A 23,505-nucleotide genomic window follows, 5' to 3' on the forward strand; every position below is an offset into this window, starting at 1 on the left:
GCCCGGCGTCCCGCTGTCCGGTGTCTCTGCGCCCGGCGTCCCGGTATCCGGCGGCAACGCCGCCGCGGGGTCCGGCCCGTCGGTCCCGACGGACAGCGACCACGAGCACGCGGCGCCCGCGCCCGACCCGACGCCGCCACAGCCCTCGTCCGCGGGGGAGCCGTCGGCGGCCGATCCCCACTCCGCCCCGGCGGATCCCGGTCCCGTCCAGCCCGGTCGGGCCGAGCCGCCGCGCCCCGGGCCGGGCGTGATCGGCCCGCCACCCGTGGGACCGTTCCCCGGCGCACCGCCGCCGTACCGGGGCGGTCCGCCGCCGGGCCGGCCGTCGTCGGGACAGCGGTTGGGACAGGGGTCGCCGGGACAGCCGTTCCCGGGGCGGCCGGGCGGGCCCTGGGGGCCGCACCCCGGCCCACCCCCGTATCCGCCGGGTCCCCACGGCGGGGCGCCGGCCGTCGCGAGCGGTCCGCCACCCCGGGCACCCCACCGCTGGGGTTTTCCCGCCTACCTCCTTGCCGAGGCCGTCTTCCTCGGGGTCTCGGCCCTGCTCGGCGCAGTGCTGATCACGGCGGGGACGGCGCCGGGCGTCGGCACCCTCGCGGTCCTGCTCGGCGTCCCGACGATCTGCTCGGCCACCGTCGCGATCGTCGCCACGAAGGTCCGCGGCAACGGCCCGAAGATCGACCTGGCGCTGCGGTGGTCGTGGCGCGACGTCGGGATCGGTGCGCTGTTCGGCATCGGCGGCCTGTTGCTCACGGTGCCCGCGTCCCTGGTCTACATCGCGATCGTCGGGGCGGAGAACGCCAACTCGGCGGTCGGCGACGTGTTCGAGCACCTCCGCGCGACGCCCGCGCAGGCCGTCCTGGTGTTCCTGCTCGTGGCGCTCGTCGGGCCGATCTGCGAGGAGATCGTCTACCGCGGACTGCTGTGGGGTGCGACGGAGAAGCACGGCGCGAACCGGTGGCTCGCCTTCGCGCTCACGACGATCATCTTCGCGCTGGCGCACTTCGAGTTCACCCGCACGCCGCTGCTGCTCGTCGTCGCGATCCCGATCGGGCTCGCCAGGGCCGTGACCGGCACCATCACGGCGAGCATCGTCGCGCACCAGATCAACAACCTGCTGCCCGCGCTCGCCCTCGCGCTCTCACTGCTGGGGACGCTCCCGGGCACCACCTGACGGCCCGGGCGGCCTCGGGTTCGGCCTGCGCCGGGTCATCTGGCAGAATGACCAGTCGGTTCCGTGACCGGCCCTCTCATCCGTGTCGCGGCCTGAGACCTCGAGTGAAGCGCAGCCCGTACCCCACGCGAGCCGCGCGGACTCACTGCAGCAGCACCGATCCGCGAGGAGTAGTTGGAAGCGTGGCCGTCAAGATCAAGCTGATGAGGCTGGGAAAGATCCGTCAGCCGTACTACCGCGTCGTCGTCGCCGATGCCCGCACCCGGCGTAGCGGGCGGGCGATCGAGACGATCGGCAAGTACCACCCGAAGAACGAGCCGAGCCTGATCGAGATCGACTCCGAGCGTGCGCAGTACTGGCTGGGTGTCGGCGCGCAGCCGACCGAGTCGGTCCAGCACCTGCTCGAGATCACCGGCGACTGGCAGAAGTTCAAGGGTCTGCCCGGCACCGAGGGCACGCTCAAGCCGCAGGCCGAGAAGCCCGACAAGCTCGCGCTGTTCCAGGCCGCCCTCGCGGCCGCGGGCGAGGAGCCGACGACCGAGGCCACCACGCCGCGGAAGAAGTCCGACAAGCGCGCGAAGGCCGAGGAGGCCGACGCGGCCGAGGCTGAGTCGACCGAGTCGTGAGCGTCCTGGCCGACGCTCTCGAGCACCTCGTCCGCGGCATCGTCGACCACCCGGACGACGTGCGCGTGGACCTGGTGACGAACCGGCGCGGCCGCACCCTCGAGGTCCGGGTGCACCCCGAGGACCTCGGGAAGGTGATCGGCCGCGGTGGCCGCACCGCCACCGCGCTGCGCACCGTCATGGGCGGGATCGGTGGCCGGGGCGTGCGGGTCGATGTCGTCGACACCGACCGGTAGCGCTGCGTCGAGCAGCACCGGGCCGAACGGATCGAGCACGTCCCTGCTGCTGGTCGGCGTGATAGTCCGGCCGCACGGGCTTCGTGGCGAGCTCGTCGTCGAGGTGCGGACCGACTCCCCCGAGGAGCGGTTCGCCCCCGGCGCCGAGCTCGTCGTGCTTCCGGCGGGTTCGTCGGCCCCGCGTTCGTCGGGCCCGGGTTCCTCAGCCCCGGGTTCCTCAGCCCCGGGTTCCTCAGGGCCCCCGCGGGTGCTGACCGTCGAGACCTCGCGGCCGCATTCCGGCCGGCTGCTCGTGCGCTTCGCGCAGGCGTCCGACCGTGAGGCCGCCGAGGCGTTGCGGGGCATCAGGCTGCTCGTCGACGCGGCCGCCCTGCCACCGCCGGCCGATCCGGAGGAGTTCCACGTCCACCAGCTCGAGGGCCTGCGTGCGGAGCTGGCCGACGGCAGCGTCGTCGGCACGGTGCGTGAGATCGCGCACGGCCCGGGTGGCGAGCTGCTCGTCCTGGCCCGCCCGCCCCGGCCCGACGCGCTCGTCCCGTTCGTGACGGCGATCGTGCCGGTCGTCGACCTGGACGGCGGCCGCGTCGTGCTCGACCCGCCCGAGGGCCTGCTCGACGACTGAGCGCCGCCGCGCGAGCAGCGCCGAGCCCGGAAGTGACAGGGCCCGTCCAGCCGGACGGGCCCTTCTTCGTGCGTGCTTCGTCAACCAAGGTTGACAGGACGTCTGTCGTCAACGTAGGTTGACGACATGACGGATGCGACGAGTGTCGCGGCGGCGGCGTCCAGCCGGGACCCGGCCGTCGGGTTGGTGGCGGTGGCCTCCCTGCGGGGGCTGCTCGAGTCCCTCGAGGAGCTGCAGGTGCGCAACGCCCGCGACCAGGGGTGGTCGTGGCAGCAGATCGCCGAGGTCCTGCAGGTCAGCAAGCAGGCGGTGCACAAGAAGTACCGCCGCTACGGGTACTGAAGGGAGACGGACGTGTTCGAACGGTTCACCGGCGGCGCGCGGCGGGCGGTCGTCGTCGCCCAGGAGGAGGCCCGCGAGCGGAGGGCGAGTTCCATCCGGACCGAGCACCTGCTGCTGGGCCTCTACTCCGTGCCCGACTCGATCGCGCTGCGCCTGCTGGCCGAGCGCGGTGTCGACCGGGCGGAGGTGGTCGCCGACGTCAGCGCCCTGCGGTCCGACGCGGGCGCGGTCGTGGACGCGGACGCGCTCGCCACGCTGGGCATCGACCTCGACGAGGTCCGCCGTCAGGCCGAGGAGGCGTTCGGTCCCGGGGCCCTCGAACGCACGCGGGCCGGTCGTAGGGAACGCGGCCGCCGCACCGGCCACATCCCGTTCCACGCGACGGCGAAGAAGGTGATGGAGCTCTCGCTGCGTGAGGCGCTCCGGCTCAAGCACGGCCACATCGGGACCGAACACCTGCTGCTCGCCCTGCTGCACTCCGGCACGGGTGCCGCCCACGACATCCTCGTCCACCGCGGCATCACCCTCGACGACATGCGCGTCGCGGTCGCCGACGCCGGGACGGGCGAGGCGAGCGGCTGACGTGCTGCCCGCGTCACTCGTCGGGTGCCTCGTCGCGGCCGGTCGCGGTGCTGCGCACGCCCGCCATCTCCGCCACGTCACCGGCGAGCGCGGTGAGGTCGCCCCGGCCGGCCAGGTTCAGGGTCACCGCGGCGACCCGCTGCCCGTCGTCGGTGACGGACTCGCGGTCGATCTCGAGTCCCTGCACCGTGAAGCCGCGCTCGGTGCAGACGGTGAGCACGGTGCGCAGGACGCCGCGGCCGTCGGTGTAGCTCAACCGCAGGGTCGGCGGCTCGCGCCTGCGGCGGTGGGTCGCGCGCGCCAGCGGCGGGAACCCGCGGGTGACGAGGAAGTGCCCGGCCGTCGCGGCGAGCGCGAGCACGGGCAGGCCCGCCCCGCAGGCCATGCCGACGGCAGCGGCCAGCCACACGGTGGCGGCCGTCGTGAGCCCCCTGACGGCGTCCTTGCGCACGAAGATCAGCCCGCCGCCGATGAAGCCGATCCCGGAGACGATCTGCGCCGCGATCCGTGACGGGTCGAGCGCCACGTGGTCGGCGCCCAGCATGTCGAAGAAGCCGTACTTCGACACCAGCAATGAACACGGCCGAGCCGACCCCGACGAGGGTGTGCGTGCGCAGGCCGGCGCTCTTGGCCCCCGCCTCGCGCTCCAGACCGATCACGGTCGTCAGCGCCGTGGCCAGCAGGAGCGGCAGCAGCATCTCCCATTGCGTTGCGGTCGACCAGAACGCGGACACGGGCTCCTCCTGTCCGGCATCGGGCGGGATGGAAGGATCCCGGCGGTGCGGATCGACGTGGTGACCATCTTCCCGGGCTACCTTGCGCCTCTGCGCGAGGCGCTGCTGGGCCGGGCCGTCGGGACCGGGCTGCTCGACATCGCGGTGCACGACCTGCGCGACTGGACCCACGACGTGCACCAGGCCGTCGACGACGCGCCCTACGGCGGCGGCCCCGGCATGGTCATGCGCCCGCACGTGTGGGGCGAGGCGCTCGACGACGTGCTCGCCGCCGACCCGCGGCCCGCCCGGCTCGTCGTGCCCACCCCTGCCGGGCGCCCGTTCACCCAGGCCGCGGCGCACGCCTACGCCGCGCAGGAGCGGCTGGTCTTCGCATGTGGTCGCTACGAGGGCATCGACCAGCGGGTCGTCGACCACTACGCGGCGTCGATGCCGGTCGACGAGATCAGCATCGGCGACTACGTCCTGGTCGGGGGCGAGGTGGCGGTGCTCGTCGTCGTCGAGGCGGTGGCGCGGCTGCTGCCCGGGGTCCTGGGCAACCCACGGTCGGCCGCGGAGGACTCGTTCTCCGACGGGCTGCTCGAGGGACCGGCGTACACCCGTCCCGAGGTCTGGCGCGGGCACGCCGTCCCCGAGGTGCTCCGCAGCGGCAACCACGGCGCGATCGCCCGCTGGCGGCGCGACCGGGCGCTCGAGCGCACGGTCGAGCGGCGGCCGGACCTGATCGCCGCCCTGCCCCCCGATGCGCTCGACGAGGCCGACCGCGCGCTGCTGGAGGCGTTGCCGGCCGGCGTCGCCGGCCCGCAGGCCGGTGCGCCGGACCCCTCCTGACGACCACCGGTTTCACCCGCGCCGAGGGCGTCTGGCACTATGGATGAGTTGCCAGCCCCCGGCCCGTGCGTCGGGGCAGCCCGGCGCCAGCCCAGTCGCGTGGAGCGGCGCCCCTGCATGACCGCAATCAGACGAGGACGGACCTGCGCGATGAACACCCTTGACGAACTGGACGCACAGAACCTGCGTTCCGACATCCCCGCCTTCCGGCCGGGCGACACGCTCAAGGTGCACGTGAAGGTCATCGAGGGCTCGCGCTCCCGTGTCCAGATCTTCCAGGGCGTCGTCATCCGCCGGCACGGCGAGGGCGCCCGCGAGACCTTCACGGTCCGCAAGGTCTCCTTCGGCGTCGGCGTCGAGCGCACCTTCCCGGTGCACTCCCCGAACCTCGACCGCATCGAGGTCTTCACCCGCGGGGATGTCCGCCGGGCGAAGCTGTACTACCTCCGTGACCTGCGCGGCAAGGCCGCGAAGATCAAGGAGAAGCGGGAGACCCCGAACGCGTCGTGACCTCACCCTGTGGTGGACACGACCTCACCCTCAGGTGATCAGGCGGTGACGTAGCCTCGTGGGCGTGGCGCTTCCCGAGCTCCCCGACGACCGGCGGGCCCAGCCCCGACGGTACGGACCGGCGAATCCGCCGCCTCCGCCTCCCGGCGACGGCCGTGCTCCTGTCGGCGACCCTCGGTGGACGCCGCCCTACGGCAACGGTCGCCACGTCGGACCGCCCGCGCCCGCCGCGCACCGTCCCGGACCTCCTCCGGGTGCGGACCGCGTTCCCCCCGGTCAGGGGCCGGGCGCCCCCGACGGCCGGCCGCCACGGCGAGGGCCCGAACCGTACGACGGGGTGCCCCGTCGGCCCGTCGGCCCGCCGCAGGGCAACGGTCGTCCCCAGGGCGGCCCGCTGCAGCCTCCCCGCCGCCCCGACGCCCGCCCGCCGGGGCCGCCTCCGCGCCCTGTCCTGCGCGACGATCCGCTGGCCGCCGACGAGACCGACGTCATCGACGAGGTGGTCACCGACGAGGTGGCCGACGACGAGGACGAGCCGGAGCCCGAGCCCCGACGGCGGCCACGGCGCCCGGACGAGCAGGCTGCCGACCGCACCGGCGGCCGTGGCCCCGAACGCGCCACCGAGCGCCCGGCCGACCGGCCGTCGACCCGCGGGCGCGGCTCCGCGCGCGACGCCGAGGCCGAGACGTCGGCGGTGCCCGGGCGGCACCGGCGGCGCGCGGGCGAGTCGCCCGACGGCCGTCCGGTCTCGTCGTTCGCCGACGAGAAGGCCGGGCCGAAGGGGAGCAAGCCGAAGTCCGGGCGCCGGCGCCGCACGTCGTTCTGGAAGGAGCTGCCGCTCCTCATCCTCGTCGCCCTGCTGCTGACGTTCCTGATCCAGACCTTCCTCGCGAAGGTCTACGTCATCCCCTCGGGTTCGATGGAGACCACGCTGCACGGCTGCACCGGCTGCAACAACGACCGCGTACTCGTCGACAAGATCACCTACCGGTTCTCCGACCCGGAGCCCGGCGACGTCGTCGTCTTCCGCGGCCCGGACAGCTGGGGCACCGAGCAGGTCACCGTGCCCAGCAGCGCGTTCGTCCGCGGCCTGCAGCAGGTCGGCTCACTGATCGGGCTCGCGCCGCCCGACGAGAAGGACTTCGTCAAGCGGGTGATCGCCACCGGTGGCCAGACGGTCTCCTGCTGCGACTCCCGCAACCGCGTCATGGTCAACGGCAAGCCCCTCGACGAGCCCTACATCTACTACCTGCCCGAGGCCGGCCCGGCCCGGCAGGTGCCGTTCGGGCCGGTCACGGTGCCCGACGGCGAGCTGTGGATGATGGGCGACAGCCGCAACAACTCGTCGGACTCCCGCGCGACCGGGCACGGTCCGGTCCCGGTCGCCAACGTCATCGGGAAGGCCCGGCTCAAGGTCCTCCCGATCAACCGGTTCGGCTGGATCTCCTCGCCCGACCCGCAGTCGCCCGAACCCGTCGGGATGGGCGCGGGCGGTGGCGCGCCGCTCGCCCTCGGCCTCGTCGGCACGTTGCCGCTGGCCGCGGGCAGACGGTGGCGCAACCGGCTGGCCGACGAGCTCGACGAGTTCCTCCCGTCCCCGCGCCGCCGCCGGCGGCTGCGGCGGCGCTGACGGTGGCGGCACCCGTCCGCCGTGGCCGTCGCCGCGTCCCCTCGACGTCGCTGACCGCCGACGGCTGGCGTCCGGAGCGGGCCGTCGTGCGGCGCTCCGCGGGCAACTGGACGTTGCAGAGCACGCTGCACCGGCACGGCCTGGGTCCCGTCGCGGGGGTCGACGAGGCCGGTCGCGGCGCGTGCGCCGGGCCGCTCGTCGTCGCGGCGTGCGTGCTGCGCCCCGGCGACGCGCAGCGCCTCGCCGGCCTCACCGACTCCAAGCTGCTCACCGCCGCGGCGCGCGAGGAGTACTTCGAGCTCCTCACCCGTCGTGCCGTGGACCTGTCGGTCGTCGTCATCCCGCCGCGGGAGATCGACCGCCGCGGCGTGCACGCCGCCAACATCGAGGGGATGCGCCGCGCCGTCGCCGGGCTCGCGCAGCGTCCGGGCTACGTGCTGACCGACGGCTTCCCGGTCCGCGGCTTCGGTGCGCCCGCGCTGGCCGTCCCCAAGGGCGACCTGGTCGCTGCGTGCGTCGCGGCGGCATCGGTACTGGCCAAGGTGACCAGGGACCGGATCATGGTCGAGCTCGACGAGCGGCTGCCGCAGTACGGTTTCGCCGTGCACAAGGGCTACTGCACGCCGGTGCACGACGCCGCGCTCGCGGCCCACGGTCCGAGCGCGGAACACCGCTACTCGTTCGTGAACGTCGCGGGAGCGGCCGCCGCTGCGAGAGGCGAACCGGTGCTGGTCCACAATGGGGCCAGCACGCCGTCGGAAGACCCGGTGGTGGCCGCCGGGGGAGGGGTTGCGTCGTGAGCGCCGAGGATCTCGAGAAGTACGAGACCGAGATGGAGCTCACGCTCTACAAGGAGTACCGCGACATCGTCGCCCAGTTCTCCTACGTCGTGGAGACCGAACGGCGCTTCTACCTGGCCAACTCGGTCGACGTCGCGCCGCGCAACGCCGACGGCGAGATCTACTTCGAGGTCCGCATGTCCGACGCCTGGGTGTGGGACATGTACCGGCCGGCGCGGTTCGTCAAGAACGTCCGGGTGCTGACGTTCAAGGACGTCAACATCGAGGAGCTCGACAAGCCCGACCTGCGCCTGCCCGACGACGGCCCGTTCGGCTCGTGAACCCGTCCGGGCAGCGCGGCTAGGGACACCCGCCTACCACGGCACGCCGACGGTTCCGGGTGCTCCGCGACGGAACCGGGCCGGTTGTCCACATGCGGCGGGGTCGTCCACAGATCGTCGCGACGGGCCCTGCGGCCCGCGGCGAGGCCCGATCGTTGTCGGCATGGCAGCGAAGGACGTGCTGGGCCGCCGCGGTGAGGACGTCGCGGCCGAGTACCTCGAGAAGCAGGGTCTCGTTGTGCTGGACCGCAACTGGCGGTGCCGCGAGGGCGAGCTCGACATCATCGCGACCGGCTCGGCGGGCCTGGTGGTCTGCGAGGTCAAGACGCGTTCGGGAACGGCCTTCGGCGAGCCCGCCGAGGCGGTGACCGACCGCAAGATCGCCCGGATCCGGCGGGTCACGCAGGCGTGGCTCGCCGCGCACGGGTTGCCGTGGTGCGCCGTGCGGTTCGACGTGCTGGCCATCGTGATCGAGCCGGGCCGGCCGGCCACGATCCAGCACTACCGCGAGGCGTTCTAGTGGGCGGGCTCGCGCGGTCGTGGTCGGTCGCGCTGCAGGGTGTCGACGGCACGGTCGTCGAGATCGAGGCCGCGATCGGCGGCGGGCTGCCGGGGATCCACCTCGTCGGGCTGCCCGACGCGGCCCTGCACGAGTCGCGCGACCGGGTCCGGGCGGCCGTCGTCAACTCCGGGCGGCACTGGCCGAACGAGCGGATCGTGCTCGCCCTCTCACCCGCGACGCTGCGCAAGGCCGGCTCCGGCTTCGATCTGGCCCTCGCGTGCGCCGTGTTGGCGGCCTCGGGGACGATCCCGCAGGGTGCGTTGCACCGCACGGCACTGCTCGGGGAGCTCGCACTCGACGGGCGCCTGCGCGCGATCCGGGGCGTCCTGCCCTGTCTGCTGGCCGCCCGGACGGCCGGGCTGCGGCGCGTCGTCGTGCCGGTCGCGGCGCTCGCCGAGGCGTCGCTGGTGGCGGGGCTGGAGGTGCACGGCGCCGGCTCGCTCGCCCAGGTCGTGGAGTTCCTCGTCGAGGGGACGCCGCTGACGGCTCCGGACGCGGTCGGCGAGGCCGGCGCGCCGCCGTCGCCGCCCGACCTGGCCGACGTCGTCGGGCAGTCCGACGCCCGGCACGCGCTCGAGGTCGCCGCCGCAGGCGGACACCACCTCCTGATGGTCGGGCCACCCGGCACGGGCAAGACGATGCTCGCGCAGCGGATCGTCGGCCTGCTCCCCGACCTTCCGCCCGACGACGCGCTCGCGCTCGCCGCGATCCGCTCCGTCGCGGGCCGGTTGCCCGCCGACGGGCTGCTCAGCACCGTCCCCCCGTTCGTCGCCCCCCACCACTCGACGTCGGCGGCCGCGCTCGTCGGCGGCGGCAGCGGGGTCGCCCGCCCCGGAGCGGTCTCGCTCGCGCACCGAGGGGTGTTGTTCCTCGACGAGTGCGCCGAGTTCGGACCGCGGCTGCTCGAGTCGCTGCGCACGCCCCTCGAGGAGGGCGAGGTCAGGCTCTCCCGGGCCGAGGGCACCGTGACCTACCCGGCCCGGTTCCAGCTCGTCCTCGCCGCCAATCCGTGCCCGTGCGCCCCGGCGCACGACCGCGACTGCGTCTGCACCTCGCTGGTGCGGCGGCGTTACCTCGGCAGGCTGTCGGGCCCGCTGCTCGACCGCGTCGACCTGCGCTGCCGGATGCATCCCGTCACGGCCCTGACCAGCGGTGAGCAGGGGGAGAGCACGGCCATGGTCCGGGCGAGGGTGCTGGCGGCGCGTGCCGCCGCCACCGAACGCTGGGCCGCGCACGGCTGGCGCACCAACGCCGAGGTTCCCGGGCCGGTCCTACGGTCGCGGTTCGCGCTGTCGCGTGACGCGCTCCGACCGCTGGAGGCCGGCCTGCGCGCGGGCGAGCTCACCGCGCGCGGGGCCGACCGCGCGCTGCGTGTGTCCTGGACCGTCGCGGACCTCGCGGGGCTCGACCGGCCCGACCGGCAGACCGTCGAGACCGCGCTCTACTTCCGCGATCGGAGAGCCGCGTGAGCGCCGACGACCGCCGCAACGAGATGGCAGCCCCGACCGGGACGACCCCTCCGGCGCACGCCGACGCGGAGGGTGGGCCGACGCGTGCCGGTGAGAAGCAGGAGACATCGACGCAGATCGCTCCGGTGCGGGGTGGTGCGGTTCCGAGCGGGCCGACGCTGGTCGCCCCTTCGCGGGCTGCCGCGACGTGGGCCGGCCCGACGCGGGCCGGAGCGCCCCCGCAAGGCGCACGGACGAAGACCGCTTCGACGCAGGACGCTCGGGCGCCCGTCGATCCGGCGCAGGCTACTCCGCCGCAGACCGGTTCGACGCAGCCTTCTCAGAGGCAGCACGTTCACAACCAGCCTGCTCAGACGCAAGGCGTTCAGGCGCAGGCCGGTGCGACGCAGGCTGGTGCGACGCAGGCTGGTGCGACGCAGGCTGGTGCGACGCAGGCTCGTGAGACGCGGTGCGATCCGCTACCGGCCGCCGGGACACAGGCCGCTGCGGCGCGGTCTGTTCCGGCGCGGCCAGGACTCGTCGTCACCGGGGCCGAGGAGCCGGGTCGTCGCTTCGTGGTGGTCGAGTCCGAGCCGTGCCCTGCCCAGCCGAGCTCCTCGCCCCCGATCGCGGCGCCCGCGGTCGCGGTGGAGGTCCTGCGGGCCCGCGCCTACCTCTCGCGGGTCGCGGAGCCGCCTGCTGCGGCGCTGGGTGTCTTCGTCGCCCAGGTGGGGCCGGTCGAGGCGGCGGAGCGGGTGCGGCGCGGCGCGGTCCCCGACGCGGTGCGCGCCGCGACCGGTGCCCGCCGCACGGTCGACCGGATCGACGCCGACCTCGATGCCGCCGCCGCGCTCGGGGCGCGGCTCCTGGCTCCGGAGCACCCGGACTGGCCGCACTGGGCGTTCGCCGCCTTCGACAACGCAGGCGTCCGTGAGCTGGCGGCGCCGCTCGCGCTGTGGGTCCGTGGGCCCGCCTCGTTGCTCGAGGTCAGCGAGCGGGCGGTCGCGGTCGTCGGGGCCCGCGCGGCCACCGGCTACGGCGTGCACGTCGCCGGGGACCTCGCGGCGGGGCTGGCCGCGGCCGAGTACACCGTCGTCTCCGGGGCCGCGTTCGGGATCGACGCCGCAGCGCACCGCGGTGCGCTCGCGGCCCGGCGCCCGACGGTGGCGGTGATGGCCTGCGGGGTCGACCGCGCCTACCCGGCCGCCCACTCCGAGCTGCTCGCGCGCATCGCCGCGACGGGCCTCGTCGTCAGCGAGTACCCGCCGGGCGCGGTGCCTGCGCGGCACCGCTTCCTGGTCCGCAACCGGTTGCTGGCCGGGATCGGAGCCGGAACGCTCGTGGTCGAGGCGGGGGTGCGCAGCGGCGCCCAGCGCACGGCGGCCGATGCCCGCGCGCTCGGCCGCGTCGTCATGGCCGTGCCCGGGCCGGTGACCTCCGGGCTGTCCGCGGGCTGCCACGAGCTGCTCCGGCACGGCGCGACCCTCGTGACGCGGCCGGAGGAGGTCCTCGAGGCCGTCGGACGGCTCGGCATCGACCTGGCGGTCGACCGCCCGCGGCCGACCCGGGCCACCGACCATCTCGACAAGGCGCAGGCAGCCGTGCACGACGCCCTCCCGACCCGAGCCGCCCGCGATCCGCGCTGGCTCGCGATGGAGGCCGGTCTGCCGCTCGACGTCGTCCGCGCCGGGCTGATCGATCTCGAACGGCTGGGCCTCGCCGAGTACCGCGACGGGTTGTGGCAGCGTGCGACGCCGCGACGGTGAGGCCGGGTCCGACCGGGCTCGTGGGTCGCGGGCGGACCGACCCCGTCCGACCGGCTTCGCGGTCGCACGGCGACCGGTTCGGCCGTCGTGCGGGTCGTGCGCGGGGAACCCCGGGCGGCCGGTGCGGGGACTCAGGGCGTGCGCACCCGCATACCTCGCCCGGGTGGCGGCGGGCCTGAGCGTGGCGGCGTGCCGGCGGGGGCGGACACCTGGGCCGATCGTCCGACCGCGGCGCGCCGCGCTTGACCGACCGGGCGTCGTCCGATGACCGTGGACGGATGGGCGCGCAGCGAGCGGACCGCACGGAGCTCCCGCCGACGGTGGCCGGGCACCTCGACGCGTTCACGGCCCACCTGGACCGTGAACGCGGACGCTCGCCGCACACGGTTCGCGCCTACCGGTCCGACCTCGCCGGGCTCCTGGGACGGCTGCCCGGCGACGACCTCGCCGTACTCGACCTGGGCCTGCTGCGCTCCTGGCTCGCCGAGGCCCACGCCGCGGGCACGAGCCGGTCCACTCTCGCCCGGCGCGCGGCGGCCGCCCGCACGTTCACCGCGTGGGCCCACCGCACCGGGCTGCTCGACTCCGACCCGGGCGCCCGGCTCGACTCCCCGCGGCCGCAGCGACGGCTCCCGTCGGTGCTGCGCGCCGACCAGGCAGCCGACCTCATGGACGCGGCTGCCTCCGGCGCCGCGGAGCGTGATCCCGTCGCCCTGCGCGACCAGCTGCTCCTCGAGCTGTTGTACGCGACCGGGGTGCGGGTGGCCGAGGTGTGCGGCATCGACGTCGACGACGTCGACCAGAGCGCGCGCACCGTCCGTGTGCTGGGCAAGGGGAACCGCGAGCGAACCGTCGTCTACGGCGTACCGGCGGAGCGCGCGTTGCGGACGTGGCTCGCCGCCGGCAGACCCGCGCTGGCACGGCCCGGAGGTCCGCCGGCGCTCCTGCTCGGGGTCCGCGGCCGACGCCTCGACCCCCGGGTGGCGCGGTCGGTGGTGCACGCTGCGGTCGCCGCGGTACCCGGTGCGCCCGACATCGGCCCCCACGGGCTGCGGCACGCCGCCGCCACGCATCTCCTCGACGGCGGCGCCGACCTTCGTTACGTACAGGAACTGCTTGGTCACGCTACGCTGTCGACGACGCAGCTCTACACGCACGTCACGGTCGACAGGCTGAAGGTGGTCCATGGCCAGGCGCACCCCAGGGCATGAGCGGCCCCTGACAGAGGATCTCCAGTTCACAGCGCTGTCCGCCGCCGTTGTTGCGGCATTGGCCGGCCCGCCCGGAGACGTGTTCGCCCCGCCGGTGCCGACTCCTCCGCGCCGTGCGGCCCTGCAGTCGGTGACTGCGCAGCGTGACCAACCGCCGGTCGCGATCAGTGACACGCCGGGAGCGAACGACTCGGTGACGAACCTGTCGAAACCGTCCGAGACCGACACCGACCCGAACCTCGCCCTCGCGGTCGCGGCGCCCGCCGAGTGGCCCGCCGAGCTGCCTGCCGGCGCGCAGCCCGAGCGGTCCGAGGGAAGACCCGTCGAGCGGCCCCCTGTGCGGCCCGCCGGGTCGGCTGCCGCGCCGGTCGTCGAGCGGCCCATCGCGTCGGCCGTCGAGTTGCCCGTCGGGTGGGCGGTCGAGCCACACATCGAGCCGCCTGCACAGCCGCACCTCGACCCGTCCGCCGAGCTGTCCGCCGAGTTGTTCGCGGCGCGGCATGCCGGGCCGACTGTGGCCTCGGCCGTCGACACGCTCGCCGCGCTGTGGCTGGACCGCGGCGGGCCCCGCGACAGGACGGTCCGGGACCTCCTCGTCGCGCACTACGGGCCGCTGGTCCGCGCGGTCGCGGCGCGCATGGCCGTCGGCCTGCCCGCGAGCGTGGAGGTCTCCGACCTCGTCCAGGCCGGCGTCTTCGGACTGCTCGACGCCATCGCCCGCTTCGACCCGACCCGCGGGATTCGCTTCGAAACCTATGCAGCACAACGTATTCGGGGAGCGATGCTCGACGAGCTGCGCGCGCAGGACTGGGTGCCGCGGACCGTACGCAGTCGGATCCGCGAGATCGAGCGCACCCGCGAACAGCTCGAGCGCCGCCTCGGCCGCGCCCCGGATCGCCGCGAGATCGCCGCGGAGCTCGGCCTGCCGCTGCGCGAGCTCGTGCGCGCCGGACAGCACCGACGGTTGGTGAGCGTCGAGGCGCTGGCCGAGAGCGCGTCGTCGGTGGCGGAGAGCGTCGTCGACGAGTCGGCTCCGGACCCCGCGGAGGTGTTCGCGCTGCAGGAGACCCACCGCGAGCTCGCCGCCGCCGTCCGCCTGCTCGACGAGCGCGACCGCCTCGTCGTCCAGCTCTACTACGTCGAGAACCGGACCCTGGCCGAGATCGGCCGGCTGCTGGGCGTCACGGAGTCGCGGGTGTGTCAGCTGCACGCGCGCATGATCGTGCGCCTACGGGGCCGACTCGAGGAGCGCGCCGCGAGCTGAGCGCTCCTCAGGGCCGTTCCCCGTCGCCGGGATCGGGCAGCAGCCGGACCCGCCCGGGGCCGACGAGCACGAGCGGGTCGAGGTAGTCCGCATCCCCGCGGCGCACGCCCCAGTGCAGGCAGGCCGTCGCGGGACAGCCGGGATGGCCCGGTTCCAGCGTGCCGAGCACGGCCCCGCGCGAGACCACCGTGCCGACCGCGACCGTCGCGGTCACGGGCTCGTAGGTCGTGCGCAACCCGTCGGGGTGCAGGACCGAGACCACCCCGCGCCCGGTGAGCGGGCCCGCGAACGCGACCACGCCGTCGCGGGCCGCGCGCACCTCCTGGCCGGGCGCGCCCACGAGGTCGACGCCACGATGCCCGGGCGACCACGGGTTCGGCGGCGCCCGGAACCGCTGTCCGATACGCGGGACCGGCCGCAGCGGCCAGCCGTAGCGCGCCTGCCGCCCAGCAGTTGCCGACGGATCGTCCGGAGCCGCTGCCCCGGCCGGCGGCCGCGCCCCGCCCGACGCGTGTGGAGGACGCCCGCCCGGCACCGTCCCCGGCGGGTCCGCGGTCCGCCGCCGGGCGTCGAGGCCGACGGTGGTCGTGCCGGGGAGGTCGTGCACCGCCGGGACCGTCGCCGTCGGTACGGACACCGGGCTCCCGGCGACGAGGGTGGGGGAAGGCGGCGCGAGGACGGCCGGCAGCGCGGCACACCCGATCAGACATGCGGCGAGCCACGCGGCGAGCGGACGGTCGATCACGCGCCCAGCCTGCGGGAATCCGGCCCGCGGCGGGCGGCGCGACGGGGAAGTTGTGGATGCTCGCCCGCGTTGTGGACAACCGAGTGGCGCTGGACCGGTCCGGATGAGGCGCGATCGGGCCGCCGCGTACACTCGACCTGCACCTCAGAGCTGTCCGAGGTGACTTCGCGCGCTCGCGTACCTCGCTCGCCGGTGATCTCCGGCAGGCGTGGACGGCACCGGGCGGTCCCGCGAACCGACGGCCCTCCTCGCGGTGGGCCGTGCGGTGGACGGGTTTCCGGCGCCGGCGCGGCGCCAGGGCGGTCCCACCGACCGGTGGACCCGCGAAACCGCGAGCGCGGCACCTGCCGCGCCTGATCGAGAGGTGAACATCGGCGATGGCCGTCGTCACCATGAAGCAGCTGCTGGACTCCGGTGTGCACTTCGGGCACCAGACCCGCCGCTGGAACCCGAAGATGAAGCGCTACATCCTCACCGAGCGCAACGGCATCTACATCATCGACCTGCAGCAGACGCTGTCGTACATCGACCGCGCCTACGAGTTCGTCCGCGAGACCGTGGCGCACGGCGGCACGATCATGTTCGTCGGGACGAAGAAGCAGGCGCAGGAGGCCATCGCCGAGGAGGCGGGCCGCGTCAACATGCCGTACGTCAACCAGCGCTGGCTGGGCGGCATGCTCACCAACTTCCAGACCGTCCACAAGCGTCTCCAGCGGCTCAAGGAGCTGGAGTCGATGGAGCAGACGGGTGGCTTCGAGGGTCGCACCAAGAAGGAGATCCTCATGCTCACCCGTGAGAAGGACAAGCTGGAGAAGACCCTCGGCGGCATCCGCGACATGTCGAAGGTCCCCAGCGCGGTCTGGGTCGTCGACACCAAGAAGGAGCACATCGCCGTCGGTGAGGCCCGCAAGCTGGGCATCCCGGTCGTCTCCATCCTGGACACGAACTGCGACCCCGACGAGGTCGACTTCCCGATCCCGGGCAACGACGACGCGATCCGCTCCGCCGCGCTGCTCACCAAGGTGATCGCCCGCGCCGCGGCCGACGGCCTGATGGCCCGCTCGGCGCGCAGCGGTGGCCGCGACGGCGCCGAGGGCAAGCCCGAGGTCGGCAGCGACGAGCCGCTGCCCGAGTGGGAGCAGGACCTGCTGGCCAACGGCGGCGAGGTCGGTTCCGACGGTGCGAGCCTGTCGGCCGCCGGCGCCAACGCCGACGCCCCGAACGCCGCCGCCGCGGCTGCGCCGGCCTCCACCAGCAACGGGACCCAGTCCGCGAACTGATCCGTCGTACCGCGGGTGGGCCGGGTCCGGTCCACCCGCGGTCCGGTCCGTCCCGGACACGATCTTCACGAACCGACTAGAGGACGAAGAGACCACAGCGATGGCGAACTACACCGCCGCCGACGTCAAGCGGCTCCGTGAGCTCACCGGCTCCGGGATGATGGACTGCAAGAAGGCCCTCGACGAGTCCGACGGCGACCTGGACAAGGCCGTCGAGCTGCTGCGCATCAAGGGTGCGAAGGATGTGGGCAAGCGCGCCGAGCGCTCCACCTCCAACGGCCTGGTCGTCGCCCAGGGCGGCACGATGGTCGAGCTGGACTGCGAGACGGACTTCGTCGCCAAGAGCGACGACTTCATCACCCTCGCCGACAAGATCCTCGCCGTCGCGGTGGAGCAGAAGCCCGCCGACGTCGAGGCGCTGGCGAAGGCCCAGCTCGACGGCGGCACCGTGGCCGACGCGGTCCAGGCGCTGTCCGCCCGCATCGGCGAGAAGCTCGAGCTCAAGCGCTACATCCACATCGACGGACCGGTCGCGCTGTACCTGCACCGTCGTTCGTCGGACCTGCCGCCGGCCATCGGCGCGCTGGTGTCCTACGAGGCGGCCGACGCCGCCGCGGCCGACGAGACGGTCCGCGGCGTCGCGATGCACGTCGCCGCCGCCCGCCCGCGCTACACCACGCGCGAGGAGGTGCCCAGCGACGTCATCGACAACGAGAAGCGCATCGCCGAGGCCACCGCCCGCGAGGAGGGCAAGCCCGACCAGGTGCTGCCGCGGATCGTCGAGGGCCGGGTCAACGGCTTCTTCAAGGACGTCGTGCTGCTGGAGCAGCCGTCGGTCCAGGAGCCGAAGAAGAGCGTCAAGGCGCTCCTCGACGAGGCTGGTGTGACGGTCAAGGAGTTCGTCCGCTTCGAGGTCGGACAGGCCTGAGCCGGGCCCGACGAGCATGAGCGACCCAGTCGACGCCACCCCCCGCCCCGGATTCCGCCGCGTGCTGCTGAAGCTCGGCGGCGAGATGTTCGGCGGCGGGGGGCTCGGCGTCGACCCGACCGTCGTCCAGACCGTCGCGCGCCAGATCGCTGAGGTGGTCTCCAGCGGGGTCCAGGTCGCCGTGGTGATCGGCGGCGGGAACTTCTTCCGCGGGGCCGAGCTGCAGCAGGGCGGCATGGACCGCTCGCGCGCCGACTACATGGGCATGCTGGCGACCGTCATGAACTGCCTCGCGCTGCAGGACTTCCTGGAGCGCAGCCACGGCATCGACACCCGGGTGCAGACGGCCATCACCATGGGCCAGGTCGCGGAGGCCTACATCCCGCGCCGGGCGATGCGGCACCTGGAGAAGGGTCGCGTCGTGATCTTCGGCGCGGGCGTCGGCATGCCGTACTTCTCGACCGACACCGCCGGCGCCCAGCGCGCGCTCGAGATCGGGTGCGACGCGTTGCTGCTGGCCAAGGGAGTCGACGGCGTGTACACGGCCGACCCGAAGACCGATCCCGACGCCACGCTGTTCACCGAGATCACCCATCGCCAGGTGCTCGAACGGGGGCTGAAGGTGGCCGACGCGACCGCGTTCAGCCTGTGCATGGACAATCGCATGCCGATCATCGTGTTCAACCTGCTCACCGAAGGAAACATCGCACGGGCCGTGCGTGGTGAGAGGATCGGGACGCTGGTGACCACGCCGGAGAACGACCGGGCGAGCTGACCCGGTCGTCGCCGCCTGAACGCTGGGGAGCAGCCGTGATCGACGAGACACTCTTCGACGCCGAGGAGAAGATGGAGAAGGCCGTCTCCGTGGCCAAGGACGACCTGGCCAGTGTGCGGACCGGCCGGGCGACGCCGTCGATGTTCTCCCGGATCATGGTCGACTACTACGGCGCGATGACGCCGTTGAACCAGCTCGCGTCGGTCAGCGTGCCCGAGGCCCGGATGGCCGTCGTCAAGCCGTACGACGCCAGCCAGATCGGGGCACTCGAGAAGGCGATCCGCAACTCCGACCTGGGCGTCAACCCCACCAACGACGGCCAGATCATCCGTGTGGTGATCCCGCAGCTGTCGGAGGAGCGGCGCAAGGAGATGGTCAAGGTCGCGCGCGGCAAGGGCGAGGACGCGCGCGTGACCATCCGCAGCCTCCGTCGCAAGGCGATGGAGGAGCTGCACCGCATCGTCAAGGAGGGCGAGGCGGGCGAGGACGAGGTCGGTCGCGCGGAGAAGGAGCTGCAGGGCACGACCGACAAGTACGTCCACCAGGTCGACGAGCTGGTGAAGCACAAGGAAGCCGAGCTCCTCGAGGTCTGAGCAGATGTCCCGCCCCGCCCACGGTCGCGCCGCGTGAGCCTCTCGCATGAGTCCGCGTCAGCGACCCCTCCGGCTGCGCCGCCGGCGTCGCCGGAGACCGTCGTGTCGTCCGTCGTGAGCGCGGACGCGGCCGGCCGACCGGAGAAGCGGCAGTCACGGGCGGGGCGCAACCTGGTTGCCGCGATCGGGGTCGGGGTCGCCCTCGGGGTCCTGATCCTCGCGTCGCTCCTGCTGGAGCGGCACTTCTTCCTCGGGGTCATCGCCGTGGCCGTCGCGGTCGGGACGTGGGAGCTCGCGGGCGCGCTGCGCCGGGCCGCCGGGATCGCCGTCGCGCTGCCGGTGCTGCTCGTCGGCGGGCAGGCGATGATCTGGCTGAGCTGGCCGTTCGGCGTGCAGGGCGTCGTGGGCGCGTTCGCGCTCACCGCGCTCGGCTGCATGATCGCGCGGATGCGCCGGGGCGCCGAGGGCTTCCTGCGCGACGTGGGCGCGAGCCTGTTCGCGGCTGCCTACGTGCCGCTGTTCGCGTCCTTCGCGGTGCTGTTGGTGTTGCCGCAGGACGGCGTCGGCCGGGTGCTGACGTTCATGATCTGCGTCGTTGCCTCCGACGTCGGCGGCTATGCCGCGGGCGTGCTCGCCGGTCGCCATCCCATGGCGCCCACGATCAGTCCCAAGAAGTCGTGGGAAGGCTTCGCCGGGTCGGTCCTCGCGGGCGTCGTGGCCGGGTCGCTGTCGGTGGCGCTCCTGCTCGACGGGCCGTGGTGGATCGGGGCCATCGTCGGCGCCCTGCTCGTGGGCACGGCGACGTTGGGCGACCTGTGCGAGTCCCTGGTCAAGCGCGACCTCGGGATCAAGGACATGGGCACGCTCCTGCCCGGCCACGGCGGACTGATGGATCGGCTCGACTCGATGCTGCCCGCGGCGTTCGTCGCCTGGCTCGCGCTGAGCGTCCTGCTGCCGGTCGGCTGACGCATGGCGCGGCTCTACGCCGGCTTCGGCGGTCGGCTCAAGCCCGGCCCTGCCATCCCGAGCCCGAACATCTGGAACTGGCCGGAGGTCTACGAGCGAGAGAACGCCGCGCAGGACGTCGACGACGCCGTGTGGGCCGTCCTGCGGGAGCTCGCCGACTGGGCCGGCGCGGACGTGCTCGACGTCGGCTGCGGCGACGGGTTCCATCTCCCGCGCTTCGCCTCCGACGCGGCCTCGGTGGTCGGGGCCGAGCCACATCCGCCGCTGGTCGCGCGGGCCCGCGCCCGGGTCGCCGGACTCGACCGCGTGCGGGTCGTCGAGGCGGGGGCGGCGAATCTGCCGCTGTCGGACCGCTCCGTCGACGTCGTGCACGCGCGCACCGCCTACTTCTTCGGCCCGGGTTGCGAGGACGGGCTCGCCGAAGCCGATCGGGTGCTGCGCCCCGGCGGCGTGCTCGCGATCGTCGACCTCGACTTCACGGCCGCTCCCTATGGCGACTGGCTGCGCGCGGACCTGCCTCGCTACGACCCCGCGAAGGTCGAGCGCTGGTTCGACGAGCGCGGTTTCGTCATGCGTCGCGTGCCCACGACGTGGCGGTTCGACGACCGCGCGACCCTCGAGGCCGTCCTGCGCATCGAGTTCTCCCGCGAGGTGGCGGCACGCGCGATAGCCGCGACCCCCGGCCTGACGATCCCCGTCGGTTACCGCGTGCACGTGCGCCGGGCCCCGACGGGCCTGCTCGCCAGGCCCGGCCACGCTCGTCGCTAGGACTCGTCGCTAAGGACGCAGCCGGGCCACTCCGACGGACATTCACCGCAGCCGCGCGGCCACTCCCACGTTCAGCCCAGGACGATCTGACCGCCCTCGACCTTCACCTGCTCGGGCGTGAGGCCGCGCTGGGCCGGGCCGCGCTCGACGGACCCGTCGAGGCCGAAGGTGCTGCCGTGGCAGGGACATATGATCGACGCGCCCTGCACCTCGTTCACGGTGCAACCCTGGTGAGGGCACGTCGTCGAGAAGGCGGCGAACGTCCCCGCCGACGCCTGGGTGACGACGACCCCCTGGTCCTCGTAGATCTTCGCGCTGCCGACCGGCACGTCCGACGACGGACCGAGGGGACCGGTCGTCGGCGCCGGTCCCGACCCCTCGCCGGAACCGCTGCCGGGGTCGGAGCCGCCCGATCCGGTCGAGCATCCGGCGACGAGCAGCCCGGCACTCACCGCGACGGCTCCCGCACCGGCGACGATCGCCCGCCGGGAGTAGGTCGGGGTACCGGGCGCGGTGGCCGGGGGAGCGTCGTCGGTGGTGCTGGGTGCGGTACGCGACATCGAGGGGTCTCCCGGTGGTGGCGCGGGCGCCGTTCGGGGTGGCATCCCACGCAGGGCGGATCCGTTGCAACTTCAACCATGACAGGCCGGGTGTGGGGCTGCTGTGGGGTGGCGACCGCCCCCGACGCCTCCCGACCGGAAATGGCTACCGTGGGTTCATGACGCGCCCGATCAGGCTCCCCGACGGGGTGGCCGCTCCTCAGATCGAGACCGTCCTTGGTGTGCTGTGGTGGATCGCCGGTGCCCTCGCCCTCTCGGGCGGGTCCGGCACGGTCCTCATGGCCGCCGGGCTGGGCGTCGCCGGCGGGTTGTGGACGCTGGTGCGCCGCCGCCACGGCTCGGGGCTCTCGCTCGGACCTGCCCGGCGGGCGCGGCTCGTCCGGCAGGCCGTCGTCGCCGGTGCACTTGCGCTCGCCGCGCTCGTCGGCGTCGGCATGACGTCGTGGAGCGAGCTGGCCGTCCCCCTGGCGAGCGCGCTCGTGGCGATCGTGCTGTTTTCGCTCTCGACGATCATCGGCTCGCGCACGTTCGTGCTGGTCGGAGGGCTGGTGCTCGTGCTCTCGGCGGTGGGCGCCGTCGTCGCGCTCGGCACGATGGGGTCGACGGCGTCGCAGGGGCTCGTCGGGTTCGGCGGCGCACTCGTCTTCTGGGTCGCGGGGGCGCTCCGCGCCGGGCTCGTGTCGCCCGCGGTGCTGAGGTCCCTGCGCCTCCCACAGTTGTCGACGGTGCTGCGTCGCCGGACGGGCCGGGAGCCCGCGCCCGACGACGACCGCACCGGATATGCCCCCGCGGCGGCCCTGCGGCCGGCGCCGCCTGCCGCAGGCTCCGCGGCCGCGCGCCCCGCTGCCGGCGCCGCTTCCGTGGGCCCCGCAGTGGTGCACCGCCACGCTGGTCCCCTGCGGGTGCCGCCGGCGGCCGGACCCGCCCCGGCCCCGGCTGCCGCTGGACCGGCCCCGGCCCCGGCTGCTGCCGGCCCGGCGCCGGCGCCGCGACGGCCCGGCTCCCCGCCACCGGTATCGCAGCGCCGCGCCACACCCCGGCCCAGGCCGGTTCCGCCGTCCCGGGGCGGCCGGCCCCCGGTCCCGGCCCGCACGGCCGGCGACCCCTTCGGCCCGACGGTGCGTGCCCACGGCCCCGCCCGCGCGGACGGCCAGGGCCCGACCGAGCCCGTCCGCGCTCCGGGCGCCCCGCCCCGCTGAGTGGCCCGCGCCGGTTCCGGGCACGGGTGATGTCGGCAGAGATCGAGGTCGCACTCGTGCCGCTGCCGGGCACGGTCGCTCGACCGGCCCGACACCGCACGGTCACGTCCCGGATGCCGATGGTGCGCGCCGTGTCGGAGGTGTGATGGCGCGGGGCGGGGAGGCCGCCGCGCAGGGGCCGTGGTTGCCGGCTGATGACGAGTCTCGTCGACGACGCCCGGTGACCGCGACCGACCGGCTCCGCAGTCGCGCCGTCGAATCGCCGCCGAGTCCGGCGCTGCCCGGGTCGTCCCCGGAGCGGCCCGGTCGGCGGTGATGGTGGCTGCAGGGCCGCGACACGGGTTGATCGCCGAATGCGGGACGTGGGCGCCATGTGGTGCGGGCATATCCCGAGGTCGGCGATCAACCGGGCGGGCCTCGTGCTTGTGGTTCGGTTGGGACCGCAGTGCGGCGTCGGCGCGTCGGTCGGAGCGGGTGGCGACGGCGAGCCTGCGGCTCCGGTTGATCGCCGAACGTGGGACATCGACGCGAGGAGATGCGCTCATGTCCCGGGTTCGGTGATCAGGGCGGGGCAAGCGGATAGTCGGGCCGGGGCGTCGCGCTGGAGGTCCGGCCGGGTCGCTCGGCTCCGCACACCTGAGGGCGACGCGAGGTCCGACATGGGTTGATCACCAGTTGTGGGACATGGGCGCAAGGAGATGCGTCCATGTCCCGAGGACGCTGCTCATGGACGGATTCGGGGATCGTGCTGGGCGGGGCTCCGCTGATCAGGTCCGTCCCGGATTCTTCGCCAGGGTCCCCAGGGCGGCGCCTGCCCGCCGACGCCGCTGCGCCGCGCCCGGCGATGCCGCTGCGTTCGCCGATGCCGCTGCGTTCGCCGATGCCGCCGCGCCCGCCGCCACCGGACACCGCGCTGCCGGACGCCGCGCCGCTTGCCACCGCGCCACCCGACGCCGCGCCGCGCCGCGCCGCGCCGCGCCGTGCCGCTGGACGCCGCGCCGCGCCGTGCCGAGCCGCCCGACGCCGATGCCGC

General features: G+C 74.3%; 26 protein-coding genes and 1 pseudogene. 23 read left to right on the forward strand and 4 right to left on the reverse strand.

The annotated features are described in order from the left end of the window. Positions 1 to 553 precede the first annotated feature (553 nt). The 6 genes from PSD17_RS04440 to PSD17_RS04465 all read left to right on the forward strand — a co-directional run bounded on the left by PSD17_RS04440 (position 554) and on the right by PSD17_RS04465 (position 3,582). Positions 554 to 1,174 carry a CPBP family intramembrane glutamic endopeptidase gene (locus PSD17_RS04440; RefSeq protein ID WP_202946309.1) on the forward strand — a complete coding sequence of 207 codons (621 nt, stop codon included), beginning with the start codon at positions 554 to 556 and terminating at the stop codon, positions 1,172 to 1,174. 182 nt (positions 1,175 to 1,356) lie between these two features. After that, positions 1,357 to 1,800, forward strand: a complete 444-nt coding sequence (gene rpsP / locus PSD17_RS04445; RefSeq protein WP_013676805.1) for a 30S ribosomal protein S16 — start codon at positions 1,357 to 1,359, stop codon at positions 1,798 to 1,800. Next, entirely contained in the window at positions 1,797 to 2,036 is a 240-nt protein-coding gene (locus PSD17_RS04450; protein WP_013676804.1) for an RNA-binding protein, read from the forward strand. The genes rpsP and PSD17_RS04450 overlap by 4 nt, the downstream gene beginning before the upstream one ends. Continuing rightward, positions 1,993 to 2,658, forward strand: coding sequence for a ribosome maturation factor RimM (gene rimM / locus PSD17_RS04455; protein ID WP_339121710.1), 666 nt, complete (start codon positions 1,993 to 1,995; stop codon positions 2,656 to 2,658). The genes PSD17_RS04450 and rimM overlap by 44 nt, the downstream gene beginning before the upstream one ends. A 126-nt stretch (positions 2,659 to 2,784) precedes the next feature. Continuing rightward, a complete protein-coding gene (locus PSD17_RS04460) occupies positions 2,785 to 3,000 on the forward strand; it encodes a helix-turn-helix domain-containing protein (RefSeq protein WP_013676802.1) in 216 nt (71 codons plus the stop codon). Between the two features lie 12 nt (positions 3,001 to 3,012). Continuing rightward, positions 3,013 to 3,582, forward strand: a complete 570-nt coding sequence (locus tag PSD17_RS04465) for a Clp protease N-terminal domain-containing protein (RefSeq protein WP_013676801.1) — start codon at positions 3,013 to 3,015, stop codon at positions 3,580 to 3,582. 13 nt (positions 3,583 to 3,595) lie between these two features. Here the strand turns inward: PSD17_RS04465 and PSD17_RS04470 are convergent. After that, positions 3,596 to 4,280, reverse strand: a pseudogene (locus PSD17_RS04470) (MgtC/SapB family protein). 81 nt (positions 4,281 to 4,361) lie between these two features. On the opposite strand from PSD17_RS04470, the gene trmD reads away from it, so the two are divergent. From trmD to PSD17_RS04520, 10 genes are all read left to right on the forward strand, one after another. Further along, positions 4,362 to 5,147 (forward strand): tRNA (guanosine(37)-N1)-methyltransferase TrmD, encoded by a 786-nt coding sequence (gene trmD / locus PSD17_RS04475; protein ID WP_103381066.1) that lies wholly within the window; start codon positions 4,362 to 4,364, stop codon positions 5,145 to 5,147. 150 nt (positions 5,148 to 5,297) lie between these two features. Continuing rightward, complete coding sequence (gene rplS, locus PSD17_RS04480; RefSeq protein ID WP_013676798.1) at positions 5,298 to 5,657, forward strand: 50S ribosomal protein L19; 360 nt, start codon at positions 5,298 to 5,300, stop codon at positions 5,655 to 5,657. A gap of 337 nt (positions 5,658 to 5,994) precedes the next feature. Continuing rightward, on the forward strand, positions 5,995 to 7,287 hold the full coding sequence (lepB, locus tag PSD17_RS04485) for a signal peptidase I (protein WP_013676797.1): 1,293 nt from the start codon (positions 5,995 to 5,997) through the stop codon (positions 7,285 to 7,287). Between the two features lie 50 nt (positions 7,288 to 7,337). Beyond that, positions 7,338 to 8,087 (forward strand): ribonuclease HII, encoded by a 750-nt coding sequence (locus tag PSD17_RS04490; RefSeq protein WP_041762198.1) that lies wholly within the window; start codon positions 7,338 to 7,340, stop codon positions 8,085 to 8,087. Next, positions 8,084 to 8,407, forward strand: a complete 324-nt coding sequence (locus PSD17_RS04495) for a DUF2469 domain-containing protein (protein ID WP_013676795.1) — start codon at positions 8,084 to 8,086, stop codon at positions 8,405 to 8,407. The genes PSD17_RS04490 and PSD17_RS04495 overlap by 4 nt, the downstream gene beginning before the upstream one ends. A 163-nt stretch (positions 8,408 to 8,570) precedes the next feature. Then, the gene (locus PSD17_RS04500) at positions 8,571 to 8,927 is read left to right on the forward strand and encodes a YraN family protein (protein WP_013676794.1); all 357 of its coding nucleotides are present in this window, start codon (positions 8,571 to 8,573) and stop codon (positions 8,925 to 8,927) included. Next, positions 8,927 to 10,438 carry a YifB family Mg chelatase-like AAA ATPase gene (locus PSD17_RS04505; protein WP_339121714.1) on the forward strand — a complete coding sequence of 504 codons (1,512 nt, stop codon included), beginning with the start codon at positions 8,927 to 8,929 and terminating at the stop codon, positions 10,436 to 10,438. The genes PSD17_RS04500 and PSD17_RS04505 overlap by 1 nt, the downstream gene beginning before the upstream one ends. Before the next feature lie 554 nt (positions 10,439 to 10,992). After that, a complete protein-coding gene (gene dprA / locus PSD17_RS04510; protein ID WP_339121716.1) occupies positions 10,993 to 12,183 on the forward strand; it encodes a DNA-processing protein DprA in 1,191 nt (396 codons plus the stop codon). A 278-nt stretch (positions 12,184 to 12,461) separates the two neighbouring features. Further along, entirely contained in the window at positions 12,462 to 13,394 is a 933-nt protein-coding gene (locus PSD17_RS04515; protein WP_339121717.1) for a tyrosine-type recombinase/integrase, read from the forward strand. A gap of 193 nt (positions 13,395 to 13,587) precedes the next feature. After that, positions 13,588 to 14,658 (forward strand): FliA/WhiG family RNA polymerase sigma factor, encoded by a 1,071-nt coding sequence (locus tag PSD17_RS04520; RefSeq protein ID WP_339121719.1) that lies wholly within the window; start codon positions 13,588 to 13,590, stop codon positions 14,656 to 14,658. Positions 14,659 to 14,665: 7 nt separating this feature from the next. On the opposite strand, the gene PSD17_RS04525 is transcribed toward PSD17_RS04520, so the two are convergent. Next, positions 14,666 to 15,403, reverse strand: a complete 738-nt coding sequence (locus PSD17_RS04525) for a M23 family metallopeptidase (protein WP_339121720.1) — start codon at positions 15,401 to 15,403, stop codon at positions 14,666 to 14,668. A 377-nt stretch (positions 15,404 to 15,780) separates the two neighbouring features. Here PSD17_RS04525 and rpsB point away from each other — a divergent pair, with 377 nt between their 5' ends. The 6 genes from rpsB to PSD17_RS04555 all read left to right on the forward strand — a co-directional run bounded on the left by rpsB (position 15,781) and on the right by PSD17_RS04555 (position 20,713). Continuing rightward, positions 15,781 to 16,683, forward strand: a complete 903-nt coding sequence (gene rpsB / locus PSD17_RS04530; protein ID WP_013676788.1) for a 30S ribosomal protein S2 — start codon at positions 15,781 to 15,783, stop codon at positions 16,681 to 16,683. 100 nt (positions 16,684 to 16,783) lie between these two features. Continuing rightward, positions 16,784 to 17,611, forward strand: a complete 828-nt coding sequence (gene tsf, locus PSD17_RS04535) for a translation elongation factor Ts (protein ID WP_013676787.1) — start codon at positions 16,784 to 16,786, stop codon at positions 17,609 to 17,611. Positions 17,612 to 17,627: 16 nt separating this feature from the next. Then, positions 17,628 to 18,386, forward strand: a complete 759-nt coding sequence (gene pyrH / locus PSD17_RS04540; RefSeq protein WP_013676786.1) for a UMP kinase — start codon at positions 17,628 to 17,630, stop codon at positions 18,384 to 18,386. 35 nt (positions 18,387 to 18,421) lie between these two features. Beyond that, entirely contained in the window at positions 18,422 to 18,979 is a 558-nt protein-coding gene (frr, locus tag PSD17_RS04545; protein WP_013676785.1) for a ribosome recycling factor, read from the forward strand. 114 nt (positions 18,980 to 19,093) lie between these two features. After that, a complete protein-coding gene (locus PSD17_RS04550) occupies positions 19,094 to 19,945 on the forward strand; it encodes a phosphatidate cytidylyltransferase (RefSeq protein WP_339121723.1) in 852 nt (283 codons plus the stop codon). A 3-nt stretch (positions 19,946 to 19,948) separates the two neighbouring features. Then, the gene (locus tag PSD17_RS04555) at positions 19,949 to 20,713 is read left to right on the forward strand and encodes a class I SAM-dependent methyltransferase (RefSeq protein WP_339121725.1); all 765 of its coding nucleotides are present in this window, start codon (positions 19,949 to 19,951) and stop codon (positions 20,711 to 20,713) included. A gap of 71 nt (positions 20,714 to 20,784) precedes the next feature. On the opposite strand, the gene PSD17_RS04560 is transcribed toward PSD17_RS04555, so the two are convergent. After that, positions 20,785 to 21,273, reverse strand: a complete 489-nt coding sequence (locus tag PSD17_RS04560) for a Rieske (2Fe-2S) protein (protein WP_339121727.1) — start codon at positions 21,271 to 21,273, stop codon at positions 20,785 to 20,787. A gap of 158 nt (positions 21,274 to 21,431) precedes the next feature. On the opposite strand from PSD17_RS04560, the gene PSD17_RS04565 reads away from it, so the two are divergent. Further along, positions 21,432 to 22,472 carry a hypothetical protein gene (locus PSD17_RS04565; protein WP_339121729.1) on the forward strand — a complete coding sequence of 347 codons (1,041 nt, stop codon included), beginning with the start codon at positions 21,432 to 21,434 and terminating at the stop codon, positions 22,470 to 22,472. Between the two features lie 767 nt (positions 22,473 to 23,239). Here PSD17_RS04565 and PSD17_RS04570 read toward each other — a convergent pair. Continuing rightward, on the reverse strand, positions 23,240 to 23,505 hold a 266-nt coding region (locus tag PSD17_RS04570; RefSeq protein ID WP_339121731.1), incomplete at its 5' end, for a hypothetical protein.

It is taken from the genome of Pseudonocardia sp. D17 (assembly GCF_036984265.1).
In the GTDB taxonomy this organism is placed as follows: Bacteria; Actinomycetota; Actinomycetes; order Mycobacteriales; family Pseudonocardiaceae; genus Pseudonocardia; species Pseudonocardia benzenivorans.

What these genes read in the sequence shown, in the direction of transcription:
- PSD17_RS04460 (WP_013676802.1), top strand. Translation starts at nt 2,785, where the DNA reads ATGACGGATGCGACGAGTGTCGCGGCGGCGGCGTCCAGCCGGGACCCG.
- rplS (WP_013676798.1), top strand. Translation starts at nt 5,298, where the DNA reads ATGAACACCCTTGACGAACTGGACGCACAGAACCTGCGTTCCGACATC.
- PSD17_RS04500 (WP_013676794.1), top strand. Translation starts at nt 8,571, where the DNA reads ATGGCAGCGAAGGACGTGCTGGGCCGCCGCGGTGAGGACGTCGCGGCC.
- PSD17_RS04515 (WP_339121717.1), top strand. Translation starts at nt 12,462, where the DNA reads ATGGGCGCGCAGCGAGCGGACCGCACGGAGCTCCCGCCGACGGTGGCC.
- rpsB (WP_013676788.1), top strand. Translation starts at nt 15,781, where the DNA reads ATGGCCGTCGTCACCATGAAGCAGCTGCTGGACTCCGGTGTGCACTTC.
- tsf (WP_013676787.1), top strand. Translation starts at nt 16,784, where the DNA reads ATGGCGAACTACACCGCCGCCGACGTCAAGCGGCTCCGTGAGCTCACC.
- pyrH (WP_013676786.1), top strand. Translation starts at nt 17,628, where the DNA reads ATGAGCGACCCAGTCGACGCCACCCCCCGCCCCGGATTCCGCCGCGTG.
- PSD17_RS04555 (WP_339121725.1), top strand. Translation starts at nt 19,949, where the DNA reads ATGGCGCGGCTCTACGCCGGCTTCGGCGGTCGGCTCAAGCCCGGCCCT.
- PSD17_RS04560 (WP_339121727.1), bottom strand. Translation starts at nt 21,273, where the DNA reads ATGTCGCGTACCGCACCCAGCACCACCGACGACGCTCCCCCGGCCACC.
- PSD17_RS04565 (WP_339121729.1), top strand. Translation starts at nt 21,432, where the DNA reads ATGACGCGCCCGATCAGGCTCCCCGACGGGGTGGCCGCTCCTCAGATC.